The 19072-nt window shown below is 40.4% G+C and carries 18 protein-coding genes; 17 read left to right on the top strand and 1 reads right to left on the bottom strand.

Annotated elements, in window-relative coordinates; all coding sequences use genetic code 11:
* Positions 1 to 22: 22 nt before the first annotated feature.
* The 16 genes from bcd to ABES02_RS25880 all read left to right on the top strand — a co-directional run bounded on the left by bcd (position 23) and on the right by ABES02_RS25880 (position 18357).
* A complete protein-coding gene (gene bcd, locus ABES02_RS25955) occupies positions 23 to 1132 on the top strand; it encodes a branched-chain amino acid dehydrogenase (protein WP_430140658.1) in 1110 nt (369 codons plus the stop codon).
* A 96-nt stretch (positions 1133 to 1228) separates the two neighbouring features.
* On the top strand, positions 1229 to 2332 hold the full coding sequence (buk, locus tag ABES02_RS25950) for a butyrate kinase (RefSeq protein WP_430140657.1): 1104 nt from the start codon (positions 1229 to 1231) through the stop codon (positions 2330 to 2332).
* Between the two features lie 24 nt (positions 2333 to 2356).
* Positions 2357 to 3778, top strand: coding sequence for a dihydrolipoyl dehydrogenase (lpdA, locus tag ABES02_RS25945; protein ID WP_430140656.1), 1422 nt, complete (start codon positions 2357 to 2359; stop codon positions 3776 to 3778).
* Between the two features lie 42 nt (positions 3779 to 3820).
* Positions 3821 to 4828 (top strand): thiamine pyrophosphate-dependent dehydrogenase E1 component subunit alpha, encoded by a 1008-nt coding sequence (locus ABES02_RS25940; RefSeq protein ID WP_430140655.1) that lies wholly within the window; start codon positions 3821 to 3823, stop codon positions 4826 to 4828.
* 1 nt (position 4829) lies between these two features.
* Positions 4830 to 5813, top strand: coding sequence for an alpha-ketoacid dehydrogenase subunit beta (locus ABES02_RS25935; RefSeq protein ID WP_430140654.1), 984 nt, complete (start codon positions 4830 to 4832; stop codon positions 5811 to 5813).
* 41 nt (positions 5814 to 5854) lie between these two features.
* A complete protein-coding gene (locus tag ABES02_RS25930; RefSeq protein WP_430140653.1) occupies positions 5855 to 7144 on the top strand; it encodes a dihydrolipoamide acetyltransferase family protein in 1290 nt (429 codons plus the stop codon).
* Between the two features lie 118 nt (positions 7145 to 7262).
* A complete protein-coding gene (locus ABES02_RS25925) occupies positions 7263 to 9131 on the top strand; it encodes a methylmalonyl-CoA mutase family protein (RefSeq protein WP_430140652.1) in 1869 nt (622 codons plus the stop codon).
* Positions 9112 to 11310 carry a methylmalonyl-CoA mutase gene (scpA, locus tag ABES02_RS25920; protein ID WP_430140651.1) on the top strand — a complete coding sequence of 733 codons (2199 nt, stop codon included), beginning with the start codon at positions 9112 to 9114 and terminating at the stop codon, positions 11308 to 11310. The genes ABES02_RS25925 and scpA overlap by 20 nt, the downstream gene beginning before the upstream one ends.
* A complete protein-coding gene (gene meaB, locus ABES02_RS25915) occupies positions 11311 to 12435 on the top strand; it encodes a methylmalonyl Co-A mutase-associated GTPase MeaB (RefSeq protein ID WP_430140650.1) in 1125 nt (374 codons plus the stop codon). It abuts the gene before it with no gap.
* A gap of 78 nt (positions 12436 to 12513) precedes the next feature.
* A complete protein-coding gene (locus tag ABES02_RS25910) occupies positions 12514 to 12951 on the top strand; it encodes a BrxA/BrxB family bacilliredoxin (protein WP_430140649.1) in 438 nt (145 codons plus the stop codon).
* A 124-nt stretch (positions 12952 to 13075) separates the two neighbouring features.
* Positions 13076 to 14248, top strand: coding sequence for a M20 family metallopeptidase (locus tag ABES02_RS25905; protein ID WP_430140648.1), 1173 nt, complete (start codon positions 13076 to 13078; stop codon positions 14246 to 14248).
* A gap of 236 nt (positions 14249 to 14484) precedes the next feature.
* Positions 14485 to 15261 (top strand): ABC transporter substrate-binding protein, encoded by a 777-nt coding sequence (locus ABES02_RS25900; RefSeq protein ID WP_430140647.1) that lies wholly within the window; start codon positions 14485 to 14487, stop codon positions 15259 to 15261.
* A gap of 27 nt (positions 15262 to 15288) precedes the next feature.
* On the top strand, positions 15289 to 15948 hold the full coding sequence (locus ABES02_RS25895) for an amino acid ABC transporter permease (protein ID WP_430140646.1): 660 nt from the start codon (positions 15289 to 15291) through the stop codon (positions 15946 to 15948).
* The gene (locus ABES02_RS25890; protein WP_430140645.1) at positions 15941 to 16663 is read left to right on the top strand and encodes an amino acid ABC transporter ATP-binding protein; all 723 of its coding nucleotides are present in this window, start codon (positions 15941 to 15943) and stop codon (positions 16661 to 16663) included. Before ABES02_RS25895 ends, ABES02_RS25890 begins: the two co-directional genes overlap by 8 nt.
* A gap of 167 nt (positions 16664 to 16830) precedes the next feature.
* The gene (locus ABES02_RS25885) at positions 16831 to 17820 is read left to right on the top strand and encodes an aromatic acid exporter family protein (RefSeq protein WP_430140644.1); all 990 of its coding nucleotides are present in this window, start codon (positions 16831 to 16833) and stop codon (positions 17818 to 17820) included.
* Positions 17821 to 17838: 18 nt separating this feature from the next.
* Positions 17839 to 18357: a L,D-transpeptidase gene (locus tag ABES02_RS25880; RefSeq protein WP_430140643.1), complete on the top strand. Its 519-nt coding sequence runs from the start codon at positions 17839 to 17841 to the stop codon at positions 18355 to 18357.
* A gap of 41 nt (positions 18358 to 18398) precedes the next feature.
* Here ABES02_RS25880 and prli42 read toward each other — a convergent pair whose 3' ends face one another.
* Positions 18399 to 18497, bottom strand: a complete 99-nt coding sequence (prli42, locus tag ABES02_RS25875) for a stressosome-associated protein Prli42 (protein WP_430140642.1) — start codon at positions 18495 to 18497, stop codon at positions 18399 to 18401.
* 160 nt (positions 18498 to 18657) lie between these two features.
* Between prli42 and mce the strand changes: the two genes are divergently transcribed.
* Positions 18658 to 19071 (top strand): methylmalonyl-CoA epimerase, encoded by a 414-nt coding sequence (gene mce / locus ABES02_RS25870; RefSeq protein WP_430140641.1) that lies wholly within the window; start codon positions 18658 to 18660, stop codon positions 19069 to 19071.
* The last annotated feature ends 1 nt before the right edge of the window (position 19072 follow it).

The following is a 19072-nucleotide window of genomic DNA, read 5'->3' as shown; positions in this document are numbered from 1 at the left end:
CGGTTAAAATTCGAGGAGGAATATGAACATGGAAATTTTCAAGTACTTAGAGAAATATGATTATGAGCAAGTGGTATTTTGCCAAGATAAGCAGTCAGGATTAAAAGCGATTATTGCTATTCATGATACAACCCTTGGGCCAGCATTAGGCGGAACCCGCATGTGGACATATGAATCTGAGGAAGCAGCCATTGAAGATGCTCTTCGTCTTGCAAAAGGAATGACCTATAAAAATGCAGCAGCAGGATTAAATCTTGGCGGTGGTAAGACAGTTATCATCGGTGACCCTCGAAAGGATAAAAATGAAGAAATGTTCCGTGCCTTTGGCCGTTATATCCAAGGGCTAAATGGCCGATACATCACAGCCGAAGATGTTGGTACAACCGTTGCTGATATGGATTTAATTCATGAGGAAACAGATTTTGTAACGGGAATTTCACCTGCATTTGGCTCATCAGGAAATCCATCACCGGTAACGGCATTCGGTGTTTACCGCGGAATGAAAGCGGCAGCCAAAGAAGCTTTTGGCACTGATTCACTTGAGGGGAAAGTGGTTTCTGTACAAGGTGTAGGGAACGTAGCTTACACACTTTGCGAATATTTACATCAAGAAGGCGCACAGCTTATTGTAACAGATATTAATAAAGAGGCAGTAAACCGGGCTGTGGAAGCATTTGGTGCACGTGCGGTAGACCCTGATGAAATATATGGTGTTGAATGTGATATTTATGCTCCTTGTGCTCTTGGGGCAACGATTAATGACGATACGATTCCACAGCTGAAGGCAAGAGTTATTGCGGGTTCTGCAAATAATCAATTAAAAGACACTCGTCACGGTGATATCATCCATGAGATGGGTATTGTTTATGCTCCGGATTATGTTATTAATGCTGGGGGTGTCATTAATGTTGCGGATGAGCTTTATGGATACAACCAAGAACGCGCAATGAAAAAAGTTGAGCAGTTATATTCAACAATCGAAAAAGTAATCGAAATTTCAAAACGCGATGGCATTCCAACCTATGTTGCAGCTGACCGTATGGCAGAAGAGAGAATTTCCAAAATCCGTAATTCCAGAAGCCAATTTTTGCAAAATGGTCATCATATTCTAAGTCATAGAATTTCAAGATAAGCAATATTTGTGAAAAAAAGGTTAGGGGAAGAACGCTGAATGGAAATTCAGCGTCTTTGCCTTTCATAAAGCGAAATAAATTTGGAGGTTAATACGTTGCCAGATAAAGAGTATCGAATTCTCGTCATCAATCCAGGCTCGACATCCACCAAGATCGGAGTCTTCGATAATGAAATTTCCATTTTTGAAAAAACAATCCGTCATGAAGCAGAAAAAATCAATTCTTTTTCAAATATTATTGATCAATACGATTTTAGAAAAGCCACTATTTTGGAAACACTGGATAAAGAAGGAATTAATATTTCCAAATTAAGTGCCGTTTGCGGCCGTGGCGGATTACTGCGTCCAATAGAAGGTGGAACCTATGCAGTTAATGATTTAATGCTTAAAGACTTAAGGTCCGGTTACGCAGGTCAGCATGCCTCGAACCTCGGTGGAATTATCGCTTATGAAATTGCAGCTGGACTAAATATTCCATCCTACATAGTAGATCCAGTTGTCGTAGATGAACTAGATCCGATTGCGAGAATTTCTGGATTCTCGTTAATTGAAAGAAAAAGTATCTTTCATGCCTTAAATCAAAAAGCAGTAGCAAGAAGGATCGCGAAAGAATTAGGGAAAAAATACAATGAGTTGAATTTAATTGTGACACATATGGGCGGCGGGATTACCGTTGGTGTTCATAAACAAGGTAAAGTTGTGGATGTAAACAATGGCCTTCATGGAGATGGCCCCTTTAGCCCTGAACGTGCCGGAACTGTTCCTGCGGGGGATTTAATAGCCCTTTGTTTTTCCGGCGAATATTACCGGGAAGAAATTATGAAAAAATTAGTTGGCCAAGGCGGTCTTGTCGGCTATCTTGGAACTAATGACGCTGTTCAAGTGGAACAAAGAATTGCAGCAGGTGATAAAGAAGCAAAGCTCATTTATGATGCTATGGCCTACCAGGTTGCAAAAGAAATTGGAGCAGCAAGCAGCGTTTTAGCTGGCAAAGTAGATGCGATTGTGTTAACAGGCGGTCTTGCCTACGGTAAGGATTTTGTAAAATCAATCTCCGATCGAATTAATTGGATTGCCGATGTTATTGTACACCCTGGTGAAAATGAACTAAAAGCATTAGCTGAAGGATCACTCCGCGTTCTGCGTGGTGAAGAAGAAGAAAAAGTGTATCCTGGAAAATTTACTACAGCAAAAATTTAAGGATATTTTGGGGAGGAAATATAAATGGCACAAGAATATGATTTGGTCATTCTTGGCGGTGGAACAGGCGGTTATGTAGCTGCTATTCGCGCCTCTCAGCTAGGGTTAAAAACGGCAATTGTGGAAAAAGGAAAATTAGGGGGAACATGCCTCCATAAGGGCTGTATACCAAGCAAAGCACTCCTTAGAAGTGCCGAAGTATTTGCAACAGCAAAGCATAGTGAAGATTTTGGTATTGTGACAGGTGAGGTATCTGTCAATTTTACCAAAGTTCAAGAAAGAAAAAATAAAATTATTGATCAACTTCATAAAGGTGTTCAGCATTTAATGAAGCAGGGGAAAATAGATGTTTATGAGGGACTTGGACGTATATTAGGGCCATCCATCTTTTCACCGATGCCGGGTACAATTTCAGTCGAAATGAATAATGGCACCGAAAATGAAATGCTCATTCCTAAAAACGTGATTCTTGCAACTGGCTCAAGACCAAGGACTCTTCCTGGACTTGAAATTGATGGGGAGTATGTAATGTCTTCTGACGAGGCATTACAGCTTGAGGAGTTGCCAAACTCGATTATTATTGTCGGCGGCGGTGTAATAGGTATTGAATGGGCATCAATGCTATCAGATTTCGGAGTTGAAGTAACGGTAATCGAGTATGCAGAACGAATTATTCCAACAGAAGATAAAGAAATCTCAAAAGAAATGCAACGGTTAATGAAGAAAAAAGGAATTAAACTCGTCACGAGCGCCAAAGTCCTTCCTGAAACAATTGTTAAGGATAACGGGGTTGCCATTTCTGCAGAGGTAAAAGGGTCTGTAAAAGAATTTAAAGCGGATAAACTTCTTGTTTCAGTTGGACGTCAAGCAAATACAGAAGGAATTGGGCTAGACAATACCGAAATACAAGTGGAAAAAGGTTTCGTCATAACAAATGAATTTTTCCAAACGAAGGAATCACATATTTATGCAATTGGGGACGTCATTGGCGGCTTACAGCTTGCCCATGTAGCATCACATGAAGGAATCATTGCGGTTGAACATATTGCAGGGAAAGATCCGGCAAATCTTGATTACAATTTAGTTTCAAGATGTATTTACAGTAATCCAGAGGTGTCTAGTGTAGGAATTACGGAAGATCAGGCGAAGGAAAAAGGCTATAAAGTAAAGATTGGAAAGTTTTCATTCCGGGCAATTGGTAAAGCATTAGTTTTTGGGGAATCAGATGGATTTGTTAAAATTATTGCTGATGAAGAGACCAATGATATTCTAGGGGTGCATATGATTGGTCCGCATGTAACCGATATGATTTCTGAGGCGGGGCTTGCAATGGTATTAGATGCTACACCATGGGAAATCGGACATACAATTCATCCTCATCCAACATTATCTGAAGCAATCGGAGAAGCTGCGCTCGCAGTGGACGGAAAAGCAATTCATTCATAAGTAAAGATTTATTTTTACGAACATTCGGGAGGTAAGAAATTAATGGTAGAAAAGGTAGAAAAGCGCCATGAAGCATTGGGTCTAAGCGACGGAAAAGTATTAGAAATGTATGAAACTATGCTTTTAGCTCGTCGTATTGACGAACGGATGTGGTTATTAAACCGCGCAGGTAAAATACCTTTTGTTATTTCATGTCAAGGGCAGGAGGCCGCACAAGTTGGTGCTGCATTTGCGCTTGATCCTGGGAAGGACTATGTACTCCCATACTACCGTGATATGGGAGTAGTGTTAACATTCGGTATGACTGCGAAAGAACTAATGCTTTCTGGGTTTGCAAAAGCAGAAGACCCAAACTCAGGCGGCCGGCAAATGCCTGGACATTTTGGTCAAAAGAAAAATAGGATTGTCACAGGCTCTTCTCCGGTTACAACTCAAGTTCCACACGCTGTAGGCGTTGCACTAGCTGGAAAAATGGAAAGAAAAGACCTTGTTACCTTTGTTACGTTTGGTGAAGGGTCTTCTAACCAAGGAGACTTCCATGAGGGCGCAAACTTTGCCGGTGTTCATAAACTTCCGGTCATTTTCATGTGTGAAAATAACAAATATGCGATTTCCGTTCCAATTGAAAAGCAATTGGGCTGTGAAAAAGTTTCTGATCGTGCCATTGGTTATGGTATGCCAGGCTATACGGTTGATGGAAACGATCCATTAGAAGTGTATAAAGTGGTTAAAGAAGCAGCTGACCGCGGTCGACGCGGCGAAGGTCCTACTTTGGTAGAAACCGTTTCCTACCGCTTGACTCCACATTCTTCTGATGATGATGACCGTTCCTACCGTGCTCCGGATGAAGTGGCCAAGGCAAAAACACAAGATCCTATCATTACCTTTGGTGCTTATTTAAAAGAAACTGGAGTCTTGAATGATGAATTAGAAAAAGAGATCAACGACCGCGTGATGAAAATGGTGAATGAAGCTACTGATTATGCCGAAAATGCTCCGTATTCTGCACCTGAAGAAGCGTTGAAATATGTTTATGCGGAGGGAATCTAGCATGGCGGTAATTTCTTATATTGATGCGGTAACAATGGCCATTCGTGAGGAAATGGAAAGAGACCCAAAGGTATTTGTCCTAGGCGAAGACGTAGGGGTTAAGGGCGGCGTGTTTAAAGCCACTCAAGGCTTGTATGAACAATTTGGAGAAGAACGCGTTATTGATACGCCACTTGCTGAATCTGCGATTGCTGGTGTAGGAATCGGTGCAGCCATGTACGGAATGCGTCCAATCGCGGAAATGCAATTTGCCGATTTTATCATGCCTGCGGTTAATCAAATTATTTCGGAAGCAGCTAAAATTCGCTACCGTTCAAATAATGACTGGAATTGCCCAATGGTGATCCGAGCGCCTTATGGCGGCGGTGTGCATGGTGCACTCTATCATTCCCAATCGGTTGAAGCGGTGTTTGCGAACCAGCCAGGCTTAAAAATTGTTATGCCATCCACTCCATATGATGTTAAAGGGCTATTAAAAGCAGCGATTCGTGACAATGATCCAGTACTTTTCTTTGAGCATAAACGGGCTTATCGGTTAATAAAAGGTGAAGTTCCGACTGATGATTATACATTGCCAATTGGAAAGGCCGATGTAAAGCGTGAAGGGGATGACATCACCGTTATTACATACGGACTTTGCGTTCATTTTGCACTTCAAGCAGCTGAAAAATTAGCTAGTGATGGAATTTCAGCACATATTCTTGATTTGAGAACCGTCTATCCACTTGATAAAGAAGCCATCATTGAGGCCGCTTCAAAAACAGGAAAAGTGCTGCTAGTAACAGAGGATAATAAAGAAGGAAGCATTATCAGTGAAGTGTCTGCCATCATTGCCGAGAATTGCTTATTTGAATTAGATGCACCAATTATGCGATTGGCAGGCCCTGATGTACCAGCAATGCCATATTCACCAACAATGGAGAAATTCTTTATGGTCAATCCTGATAAAGTGGAAAAAGCAATGCGCGAGCTGGCTGAATATTAATTTTTCAAATGGAATTGAATTGCATTAAGGAGGTTTCACCATTGGCAATTGAACAAATTAAAATGCCGCAGTTAGGCGAAAGTGTTACTGAGGGTACAATTAGTAAGTGGCTCGTTTCTGTAGGCGATAAAGTGAATAAGTACGACCCTCTTGCTGAGGTTATGACAGATAAAGTAAACGCGGAAGTGCCTTCTTCCTTTACAGGTGTAATTAAAGAGCTGATTGCCGGAGAAGGCGATACATTAGCTGTTGGAGAAATCATTTGTACGATTGAGATTGAAGGCGGCAATGCTGGTGAACAAAAACCAGTTGAACAAAAAACGGAAGCAGCAGTAACGGCTCCTGCCGATGCCGATCAAGGAAATAAAGCTCGCTATTCACCAGCTGTTCTTAAAATTTCTCAGGAGCATGGTATTGATTTAACGCTGGTGTCAGGCACCGGGGCTGGCGGACGGATCACCAGAAAGGATTTATTAAAATTAATCGAGTCCGGAACGATTCCTGTTGCAGGGCAAAAAGTGGAAGCACCACAGCAGCCAGCAGCTCCCGCAGCGAAAGAGGCGGTTCAGCAGCCTGTTTCTGCTCCAACACAAGCGGTAGCCCCTGCAGTAAATATTCCAGTTGCCCCTGGGGACGTCGAGATTCCTGTCACTGGCATTCGCAAAGCAATTGCGGCAAATATGTTGCGCAGCAAGCATGAAGCTCCACATGCCTGGACAATGGTTGAAGTGGATGCGACGAATCTTGTCGAATACCGAAATGCACTTAAGGATGAGTTCAAGAAAAAAGAGGGTTTCAATTTAACCTTCTTTGCTTTCTTCGTTAAAGCAGTGGCTCAAGCTCTAAAAGAATTTCCGCAAATTAACTCGATGTGGGCTGGCGATAAAATCATCCAGAAGAAAGACATTAATCTTTCAATCGCCGTTGCAACGGATGATGCTTTATTTGTTCCGGTTATTAAAAATGCTGATGAGAAAACCATTAAAGGAATTGCACGTGAAATATCCGAACTTGCTGTTAAAGTAAGAACCGGAAAACTTCGTTCAGAGGATATGCAGGGCGGAACGTTTACTGTTAATAACACAGGATCTTTTGGTTCTGTTCAATCGATGGGAATCATTAATTATCCGCAAGCAGCGATTCTTCAAGTGGAATCCATTGTGAAGCGACCAGTTGTCATGAATAATGGCATGATTGCTGTCCGAGACATAGTGAATTTATGTATGTCATTAGATCATCGGGTATTGGACGGCCTAGTTTGCGGCCGCTTCCTCGCAAGCGTAAAAGAAATCATTGAAAATACTTCAAAATCAAATACATCTATTTATTAAAAATTAGCCGCTGCCTAATAAGGCGGCGGTTATTTTTCATTGCTAGAAATACTTTTCTAGCCTAAAATAGAATTAATTGAATTTTATGCAATTTTAATCATTATTTTTCGGAAGGGAGATGAGAGGTGTGGAGCAACTAAAGAAGCAAACTTTTCCTTCAAAATCGATTCATGATTGGGAAGAAAAAGCCGAGCAATCCTTAAAAGGTAAAAAGATTGAGTCATTAAAAAGCCCTACATATGAAAACATTGTTTTGAAACCGCTTTATTCACGCGAGGATGTGCTTTCTGTCCCGAATTATCCGGGTGGTTCAGATTCAAGAAGAGGGATTAACGCGTTAGGATATGTCACAAATGAATGGAAGGTGGCCCAACGCATTAATGCTGGAACAGTTAATGAGCTTACCCTTAAGCTCCAGGAAGCTATAGGAAAAGGACAAACCGCTATTTCTTTTGAGCTTAATAAAGAGTTTTGCGAATCTGAAAGTTTGGCAGATTTATATCAAAAATATCCTTTTGCGATCAATTCGAAAACGCTCCAAAAGGAGTTCTTAAAAAGCTTAGCAAGTCAAATAAGTGAACGAGATAATGTAACCGGATATATTGCCAATGATCCAATTTCTCTATTTGTCCAAGCGGGGGAAACCTCAGAAGAATTCCTAGCAACATGGTCAGTGGATATTCAGGAAGCACATGATACCTTCCCGCAATTAAGAACAGTTCTCGTAGATACAACTCCCTACCACAATGGAGGGGCAAACGCAGTCCAAGAGCTTGGGATTGCGGCCGCCACAGGAGTATATTATTTACAAATGCTGATCGATAAAGGATTGGACATCGATTCGATTTTGAACAAAATGGTCTTTCAATTCTCAATCGGCAGCAACTTTTTTATGGAGGCCGCGAAGCTGAGGGCATCAAGAGTCATCTGGGACCGAATTACAACACTATATGGTGCTAATGGTGAATCAGCCAGAATGCATATTACGGCTAAGACTTCCGCTTTTACAAAGACGATAACGGATAAGCATGTTAACCTCCTACGTGCAGCCAATGAAGCATTTGCCGCCGTTTTAGGAGGAGTGCAATTCATACAGGTGGATCCGTTTGATCAAATTACCGGTTCAAATGCCTTCTCTGATCGAATTGCCCGCAACATCCAGCTTATTTTAAAAGAAGAGGCCCATTTACAAAAGGTGGTAGACCCTGCAGGAGGCTCTTGGTATATAGAAACTCTAACGAATCAGCTTGCGGAAAAGGCTTGGAGTTTCTTCCAGCAAATTGATGTCATGGGCGGGATTCATGAAGCCGTGAAATCAAATTGGCTTCAACAGGAAATAGCCGCCGTTTTTGAAAAAAGAAACACGGATATCCAATCAAGAAAACAAAGTATTATCGGTACGAATGTATACGCCAATCTTGACGAAATGATTCCTGTGAAAAAGCCTATCCAAAAGACTATCCTTATCAGTACGACAGATTCGTTTAGCATTGAGAAAATCCCGAAGAGGAGACTATCAGAGCCCTTTGAAGAACTTAGATATAAGGCTAAATTAATTGAGGAAAAAACAGGCTCATTTGCATCTGTCGGGATGATTTGTCTTGGTGAATTAAAGCAGCACAAAGCAAGACTTGATTTTATGAAAGGCTTTCTAGCGGCAGGTGGAATACAAGCTGTCAATAGTACGCCAATCTTCAACCTCGAAGAAGCTAGAGAATTTGTAGCTGGCTTAAACACAAATTTTGCTTGCTTCTGCGGTACGAATGAACAATATGAATGGATGGGTCACCAAATCCTATCAGCCTTAAAGGTAGAATTTCCAAATCGAACATTTTTCTTAGCAGGTCTACCGGATAATGATAACCAAGAAGCGTGGAAAAATGAAGGAATTGCGCAATTCATCCATGTGAAAAGCAACTGTTACAAAACAGTCGCTTCAATCCTATCAGATTTGGAGGTGGGTCCGATTGAAAAAGCAAAAGCCTGATTTTCAAAAGATATCATTGTTTGATGAGCAAAACTTTATCACAAAAGAGGAGTGGCAAGCAAAAGCTGAAAAAGAGATTCATGCCACTATCGATGATTTATTGTTTGAAACAAATGAACAAATCAACTTAAAAGCTATTTATACAAAAGAAGACAGGGAAGGCTTGGAGCATATCGATGACCTGCCAGGACTTCCACCATATACCCGTGGACCCTATCCAACGATGTATGTGAATCGTCCTTGGACGGTGAGACAGTATGCGGGGTTTTCAACAGCAGAAGAAAGCAATGCTTTTTACCGCCGAAATCTAGCGATGGGGCAAAAGGGCCTCTCGGTTGCCTTTGATTTAGCTACGCACCGTGGTTACGATTCAGATCATCCACGAGTAGTGGGAGATGTTGGTAAAGCTGGAGTTGCGATTGATTCTATTCTCGATATGAAAACGTTATTTGATGGTATTCCACTCGATCAAATGTCTGTTTCGATGACCATGAATGGGGCTGTTCTTCCGATTTTGGCCTTTTTTATAGTCACGGCTGAAGAGCAGGGAGTCAGCCAGGAGAAGCTTTCCGGAACCATTCAAAATGATATTTTAAAAGAATACATGGTCAGGAACACCTATATCTACCCGCCTGAGATGTCGATGAAAATTATCGCAGATATCTTTGAATATACGTCCAAGTATATGCCAAAGTTTAATAGCATTAGTATCTCCGGTTACCATATGCAGGAAGCAGGGGCACCTGCTGATTTAGAATTAGCCTACACACTGGCGGACGGATTGGAATATGTCAGAACGGGTTTGAAAGCCGGAATTGAAATCGATTCATTTGCTCCAAGACTGTCCTTTTTCTGGGCAATCGGCATGAATTATTTCATGGAAGTAGCGAAAATGAGGGCTGCCCGCCTTATCTGGGCCAAAATGATGAAATCATTTGATCCGAAAAATGAAAAATCATTGGCACTCAGAACTCATTCCCAAACATCCGGATGGAGCTTGACCGAGCAGGATCCGTTTAACAATGTAACAAGAACATTAATTGAAGCGCATGCAGCAGCAATGGGCCATACTCAATCATTGCATACAAATGCCCTTGACGAAGCAATTGCCTTGCCAACGGACTTTTCTGCAAGGATTGCCCGGAATACTCAACTGTTCTTACAAGAAGAGACTGGCATTACGAAAGTAATTGACCCATGGGCGGGATCTTTTTATGTTGAAAAACTTACCGATGAATTGGTAAAAAGAGCCTGGGATCATATTGAAGAAATTGAAAACCTTGGAGGCATGGCGAAAGCCATTGAAACTGGACTTCCAAAAATGCGGATTGAAGAAGCAGCTGCAAAAAGGCAGGCTCAAATTGATTCAGGTAAAGAAACGATCATCGGTGTAAACCGTTATCGACTTGAGAAGGAAGAAGCTATTGATATTTTAGATATTGATAATACTGCGGTCCGCTTAAAACAAATCGAAAAACTAAATTCCTTAAAAGCAAGCCGTGATGATGAAAAGGTAAAAGAGGCATTAATCGCCTTAACGAAAGCTGCGGAAACAAGGGAAGGGAATTTGTTAGCACTCGCGGTTCAGGCGGCTAGAGTGAGAGCGACGCTCGGGGAAATTTCTGACGCTATCGAAACAGTGGCCAGCCGACATAAAGCGGTAATCCGTTCCATTAGCGGAGTATACAGCCAGGCGTTTACCAATGAAGAAGAAATCATTCAGGTGAAAAATATGACGGATGAATTCCTTGAAAATGAAGGCAGAAGACCAAGGATTCTAATCGCGAAAATGGGTCAGGACGGACATGACCGCGGCGCCAAAGTGATTGCGACTGCGTTTGCGGATCTTGGCTTTGATGTTGACATCGGTCCATTATTTCAAACGCCTGAAGAAACGGCGTTGCAGGCCATTGAAAACGATGTCCATGTAATTGGCATGAGCTCACTTGCTGCTGGGCATAAGACATTGCTGCCACAGCTTGCCAGTGAATTAAAGAAGCTTGGCAGGGAGGACATCTTGATTGTCATCGGCGGGGTGATTCCAGCCCAAGATTATCAATTCTTATACGATAACGGTGCTGCCGCCATTTTCGGGCCTGGTACCATTATTCCTGTCGCAGCTCAAAAGGTAATCAAAGAGATTTATAAACAGCTTGGTTATGAGGAAGTGGCACTGTAAATGGACGGTGATAATAAACCAGAATGGAACGACCCTAACGAACCTGATAAGTTTTCGAGCATTATCCGTAAAGGGCAAATCCAGGAGGGGCAGCCTGCTTCTATTCAAAAAAATATCCGTTTTCAAAAACGAAAATCGAGCGAGCCCTCAGTCGAAGAATTATATGATGGGGTAATAGCGGGAAATAGGAGCCAGATAGCTCGCGCCATTACTCTAGTTGAAAGTAATGCTGAACAGCATTTCTATAAGGCGCAAGAACTTCTCCAAAAACTTCTAGCCCAGACCGGTAATTCCATTCGGATTGGAATTACCGGAGTCCCTGGAGCAGGAAAGAGCACCTTTATTGAAGCATTTGGTATGTTCCTTTGTGGGTTAGGTCTAAGGGTTGCCGTACTAGCTATTGATCCATCTTCAAGTATCTCGGGTGGAAGCATCCTTGGAGATAAAACGAGGATGGAGCAATTATCAAGACATCCAAGAGCGTTTATCCGCCCGTCACCAACCGCTGGGAAGCTTGGCGGGGTGCACCGGAAAACGCGGGAAGCCATGCTGATTTGTGAAGCCGCCGGATATGACGTCATCTTAATTGAAACGGTCGGTGTCGGTCAAAGCGAAACGATTATCAGAGATATGGTCGACTTTTTCATGCTCCTTGTATTAACTGGTGCGGGTGATGAATTACAAGGGATGAAGAAGGGGATTATGGAGTTGGCTGATGCGATTATTGTTCATAAAGCGGACGGGCCGAATAAACCGAAAGCGGAGCAGACAAGAAAAGAGTACAACCGTATTCTTCACTTTCTCCAGCCTGCTACCAAAGGATGGTCAACTAAGGCTTATACGTGTTCATCTTTAAATGGTGAGGGTATTAGGGATATTTGGAATGTAATCAAGAGATTTGAAGAAACAGGGAAATCAACAGGCGTTTTTACGGAAAGAAGAAAAGGGCAGCAGAGGGATTGGCTTTATTCGATGATTACGGATCAGCTTCAATACAGTTTTTTCCATCATGAGGCAGTTAAATTGAAACTGCCCAAGCTGGAAAATGAGGTGATTGCTGGCGAAATAACGGCAGCTTCGGCTGTTGAAGCCTTATTCCATGCTTTTTTAAACGAAAAGGTTTAATGGCCGTATCGTTTATTTGAAAAAAACACTTTTGTACTGTTATCATATAGTTATATAGACATATAAGGAGTGAAGTTGATGAGCATGGATTTTAATTTTTTCATGAATGATGTAGTTAACCAAGCACGCAGTGAAATCACCGCGGCTGGCTATAAAGAACTGAAAACACCTGCAGAGGTGGAAGAGGCGCTTGAACAAAAAGGCACGACTTTAGTTATGATTAATTCAGTTTGTGGCTGTGCTGGGGGAATCGCTCGTCCTGCAGCGGCACATGCCCTGCATTATGATAAGCGTCCCGACCATCTCGTTACAGTCTTTGCTGGTCAGGATAAGGAAGCAACTGAAAAAGCGAGAAGTTTTTTCACAGGCTATCCGCCATCATCTCCGTCATTTGCTTTATTGAAAGACGGAAAAATTGTTTCAATGGTTGAACGCCATCAAATTGAAGGCTTTGATCCAGCAACTGTGGTAGCAAAGCTTCAAAATGAATTCGAACAGCATTGTGAAGAAGTATAAGGATAAAAATGGAAAAGGCCAAATCGTGAATCGATTTGGCCTTTTTTATTGTCGAATGTCATTTTATCCTGTATATTTATTAATTATTTCGTAATTTTAATCAAATTATAGGGGAGTTTTGACAATGAAAGATTTATTAAAAAACTATTTAGAAAGCATCCAAACAAGGTTATGGGAGATAAGTGATTCGCTGTATCATCATCCAGAATTGGGAGATCAAGAATTTGAATCTATGCAGCGATTAGTGAATTTTCTTGAAGAAAATAACTTTACAGTTGAAAAAGGGATTGTTGGCCGCCCAACTGCCTTTAAGGCTGTGTATGATAGCAGTAAAGAAGGACCTACTATTGCTTATTTATCAGAATATGATGCTTTGCCTGAGATAGGTCATGGGTGCGGCCATAATATGATTGGAACCATGAGTGCTGGTGCAGGTGTGCTTTTAAGTAAAGTGGTTGATGAAATTGGCGGAAGGGTTGTTGTATTAGGCACACCTGCAGAAGAAACAAATGGTGCGAAAGTTCCAATGGCAGAGCAGGGAATCTTTGATGATATTGATGCAGCGATGATTTTGCATCCAGCTGATGAATCTTATGAAAGCGGTGATTCACTTGCAATGGATGCAATCCAATTTGAATATAAAGGCAGAACAAGCCATGCTGCCGCTTCTCCTGAAAAGGGAATTAATGCTCTTGATGCCGTCATTCAATTATTTAACGGGATTAATGCTCTTAGACAACATGTCACTTCAGATGTGAGAATGCATGGAATAATTAAAGAAGGCGGTGTGGCAGCCAATATTGTTCCTGATAAAGCGATAGCCCAATTTTATGTCCGTGCCAAAAACCGCAGTTATTTAAACGAGGTTGTTGAAAAGGTAAAGAACATAGCAACGGGTGCATCGTCAATGACAGGGGCGGAGCTTCAGATAAGTAATTACGAGTTAAGCTATGACAATATGGTAACGAACCAAACCTTATCACAGCTGTTTACAAACAATCTCCTATTAGCCGGAATAAAAGAGGTAAAAAAAGCTAAAGATTCTTATGGTTCCATTGATATGGGAAATGTGAGTCACGTTGTACCAGCTATTCATCCGTATATTGGTCTTGATTTACCTGGATTAATCGCACATACACGTGAATTTGCCGACTTAACCATCACGGAAAACTCTCATAAGATTCTTTCTAGCGGAGCCTTAGCCTTAGCCGCAACTGGTTATGATTTAATTACAAATAAAGAAGTATTGGAAAAAATGAAAAACGAATTCCGTCAGCCAGTATCTAGTGAAGCATAATTATTAGGAGGTACCTCTTCTTTTTAAGAGGTGCTTTTTATTTTAATAAAACATTTCACATAAATAAAAAGTTAGTGTTCATTATATTTAATAAATATTGCAATAGAATTATTTGAATATTTTTATATTAAGAAAATATCTTTTCAAAATAAAATACATGTGTTATTATTCGTTTTGTTGAATAAAAATTCAAGTTATGATAAAAAAAATACCTTTAAAATATAGGAGGAGACATCATGAAAAAGACGATCTTATCATTAACGCTTATCTTAACTTTAGTTGTTTTAGCTGCATGCGGCCAAACTAATAAGGACGGAGCAAATGGAGGAAAAACCACAGACAAGAAAGTATTGACGATGGCAACATCTGCTGACTTTGCTCCATTTGAATCACGAGATACATCTGGCAAAGTTGAAGGATTTGATATTGATTTGGCGAATGCTATTGCAAAGGAATTAGGATATAAATTAGAAATTAAAGACATGAAATTTGATGGCTTAATCGGTGCCTTGCAAGCGAAGCGTGTAGATATGGTTCTTGCAGGTATGTCTGCAACTGAAAAACGCAAGAAAAATGTTGATTTTTCAACTCCTTATAACCATTCAGGTGAAATGTTCCTAACATTAAAGAATGCTAATATTAAAACAATCGATGATCTAAAAGGAAAAACGGTTGGAGTCCAGTTAGGAACGATTCAAGAAGAAGGGGCAAAAACAATTCAAAAAAAGGTTGATTTTACCCTTAAGCCATTAGATAATGCAACAACTTTAATTCAAGAGTTATTATCAAATCGAATTCAAGTCGCTTATTTAGATAAATCAGTTGCTACAGGGTACATTAAGGAACAAGGCTTAGCTGGATTTGATGATCCAACAACAAGTTCTCCAGGGATGGCAGTTGCATTTCCTAAAGGCAGTGACATGATTGATGATGTAAATAAAGTGCTTAAAACCATGGAGGAAAACGGAAAACTCCAAGAATTGAAAGACAAGTGGTTAAAAGACCAACAATAAAGAAAATATTGAAGTGAGGTGTAAGGCATGAATTTGGATTTTAGCCAAATTGTGCCTTATATTCCTTTTATCCTAAAAGGAATATGGGTTACATTAAAATTTGTTATTATTGCTATTATTTTTGGATTCCTCCTTGGAACAATTCTATCTTTGTTTAAGATTTCACGTAATAAGGCATTAAATTTGATTGGCAGTGTATACACATCCATTTTTCGTGGTACTCCATTAATTTTGCAATTAATGTTAATTTATTTTGCCATTCCACAATTAACAGGCTATGACATTCAGCCATTTTTAGCATCGATCTTGGCGTTTGGCTTAAATTCAGCTGCATATGTTTCAGAGATTATCAGAGCAGGCATTCAAGCGGTTGATAAGGGCCAAACAGAAGCTGCACAAGCGCTAGGAGTTCCTTACCGTTTAATGATGAAGGATATCATCCTGCCCCAGGCGTTTAAAAATATTTTACCAGCACTAATGAATGAATTTGTCACTTTGACAAAGGAATCGGCACTTGTCTCGACAATAGGCTATTTAGACCTTATGCGCCGAGCCCAAGTTGTGGGTGCAGATACGTATCGAAATTTTGAACCATTGATTTTTGTAGGGTTAATCTATTGGTTAATGATAATGGTACTAACAACGATGGGTCGAATGGTTGAAAGGAGGATGAAATTTAGTGATTAAAGTAGAAAACCTCTATAAACAATTCGGAGAACATGAAGTCCTAAAAAATATTTCTACCCATATTGATAGTGGAGAAGTTGTTTCCATTATCGGGCCATCAGGTTCGGGCAAGTCTACCTTCCTTCGTTGTTTGAATATGTTGGAGACACCCACGCAAGGGAAGGTTTGGATAAGTAATCAAGAGATTACCGATAAGAAAACGAATATAATGAAAGTTCGTGAACAAATTGGTATGGTTTTTCAGCACTTTTATTTATTTCCCCATTTGACAGTTTTGGAAAACTTAACATATGCACCGATGAAGGTTAAAAGGGAATCAAGGGAAACTGCTGAAAAAAAAGCTCGAGAATTGCTGGCTAAAGTTGGTCTATCCGAAAAAGAGACAGCATATCCAAATAATCTGTCAGGCGGACAGAAGCAGCGTGTTGCCATTGCTCGTGCTCTGGCAATGGAACCAAAGCTGATGCTGTTTGATGAACCTACTTCAGCGCTTGACCCGGAAATGGTAAAAGAAGTATTAAACGTTATGAAGGACCTGGCACAATCAGGAATGACCATGGCCATCGTAACTCATGAAATGGGATTTGCACGGGAGGTTTCTGACCGCATCATGTTTCTTGATGAGGGAAAATTACTAGAAGAAGGCGCACCGAATGAATTTTTTAATAATCCTCGTACAACCAGAGCAAAGGACTTCCTGGAAAAAGTGTTATAATTATATTAATGAAGATAATAAAAGATGGTCATTATGATCATCTTTTTATTTTATTGGCTATGTTAAAGAACATTGTTGATTTTCGAAGTTCGTTGATTGGAGCGAAGCGCCTGGAGCGGAAATCAACAGACTAGTTTAACAGAGCCATTTTATTTAGGAGAGTTAAAATGGAGTTTCGCATTGGTTATCGGACAATCAAAACTGCAGTTGGCACTGCAGCTTCCATCTTAATCGCGCAGCAGCTTGGCCTTCACAACTACGCTTCTGCAGGAATTTTGACTATTTTATGTATTCAAGTGACAAAAAGAAGGTCTCTTCGGACCTCCTGGGATCGATTTTTGGCGTGTGTATTGGCCATGCCTTTTTCTGCTCTGTTCTTTGAGGGAATCGCCTACCATCCAATTGTTATCGGGGTTATGCTGTTTTTCTTTATTCCTTTACTTGTCATGTTAAAGGCCAGGGACGGTATTGTTACTAGTAGTGTCATAATTTTACATATTTACATGGCTCAAAAAATTTCTATCGATAATTTTTTAAATGAGCTAGGTGTCATTATTACAGGAATCGGAGTGGCTCTACTCATCAATCTTTATATGCCAAGTGCCGATAGAAAACTAAGGGAATATCAATGTAAATTAGAAGAAAACTTTAAAACTATTTTAAGTGAATTGGTTCGATACTTACGAACGGGTGAAAGCGATTGGGGAGGAAAAGAGATTACTGAATGTGCCTGCTTGCTGGAAGAGGCAAAATCACTAGCTTTCAGAGATGTAGAAAATCATCTTTTAAGAGATGAGAATCTTTATTTTCATTATTTCAAAATGAGAGAAAAGCAATTTGAAATCCTTGAACGTGTCCTGCCGATTGTGACCTCCATCACCAGAACAGTTAAGCAAGGAAAGATGGTAGCTGATTTTCTGGAAGAATTGTCTGAAAATGTTCATCCTGGAAATACAGCCCATATTTATATTGACAAATTAAGAGAGATGAAAAAGGAATTTGAAGAAATGGAGCTTCCAAAAACTAGAGAGGAATTTGAAACGCGGGCGGCCCTGCTTCAATTAGTGAAAGAAATGAATAACTACCTTATTATAAAAAGTTCATTTAAAGGAATGAAAATTTTCATGAATGAAAGGAAGAAAGTTGAAGCAAACTAGGAAAAAAAAGGCAGGTGGATGATTTTGATAAAAATCTTATCGCCAATCCTGATTGCTTTTTTCCTTTCACCAATTTGGCCGTTAGGGCCTAATCCAGCACCTGGTGCCCCATTTGTGATTGTTAATAAAAGTAAAAATGAACTTGCTTTTATTAATGAAAATAAAGTTCAAACGGTTATAAGTGTTGGTACTGGCAGGACGCAGGAGATGACACCCGAAGGACTTTTTACAATTACAGTCAAAGCAAAGGAACCCTATTTTAGGAGAGGGAATATTCCTGGAGGGGACCCAAAGAATCCACTCGGGGCTAGATGGATTGGGTTTGATGCCAAAGGAACCGATGGCAGGACTTATGGAATTCACGGGACCAATCAGCCTGCATCCATAGGGAAATACGTTTCACAAGGCTGTATCCGCTCGCAAAATGAAGTTATCAAGTCTTTATTTCCACTAATCCCATTGGGAACAAAAATATTAGTTACTTCTTCAAAAAAATCATTTGAATTGCTGGCAGAAGAAAATGGAGCCATAAAATGATGAAAGGGAATGTTCGTATTTGAACATTCCCTTTTATATGGTTAACGCATAAATTGGCCAATTCCAATCAGGAGGGTTGAGGCAAGCATGGCAATTAACATTAAATAAACAACGATTTTTCTATTTTTCTTTTTTGACAATCCAGGTACCTCCTTTATTCTACTAGTTTATTTATATTTTACAGGGAAAAGCCTAAATGAACAATGGAACAACTCCGGGAATTTAGGAAGGAATTATGAACTTTTTACCGAATACAATAATTGTCGAATTATTTTAATATTGGAACAGAGGGGAAAAAACATGATTAAAAAAGTCGACCATATTGGTATTGCAGTCAACTCTTTAGAGAATGCGCTTCCATTTTATACGGACGTGCTAAAGCTTCCACTATTAAAAATTGAAATAGTAGAAAGCCAAAAGGTTAAAGTTGCCTTTTTGCAGGCAGGGGAAACCAAACTAGAACTTCTTGAACCAACTTCTGAGGACAGCACCATCGCCAAATTTATTGAAAAACGCGGCGAGGGTATCCACCATGTCGCGCTTGGGGTTGCTTCCATTGAAGAAAGAATTATTGAATTGAAAGAAAAAGGCATCCGTATGATCGATGATGCGCCGCGTCTTGGTGCAGGAGGGGCACATATTGCCTTCATGCATCCAAAGTCGTCTTCAGGTGTATTATACGAGCTATGTGAAAAGAAAGGACTGAAGGGGTAAC

This window comes from Neobacillus pocheonensis (assembly GCF_050477905.1).
Taxonomy (GTDB): Bacteria; Bacillota; Bacilli; order Bacillales; family Cytobacillaceae; genus Neobacillus; species Neobacillus pocheonensis_A.
This window is presented reverse-complemented; position numbering and strand designations above follow the sequence as displayed.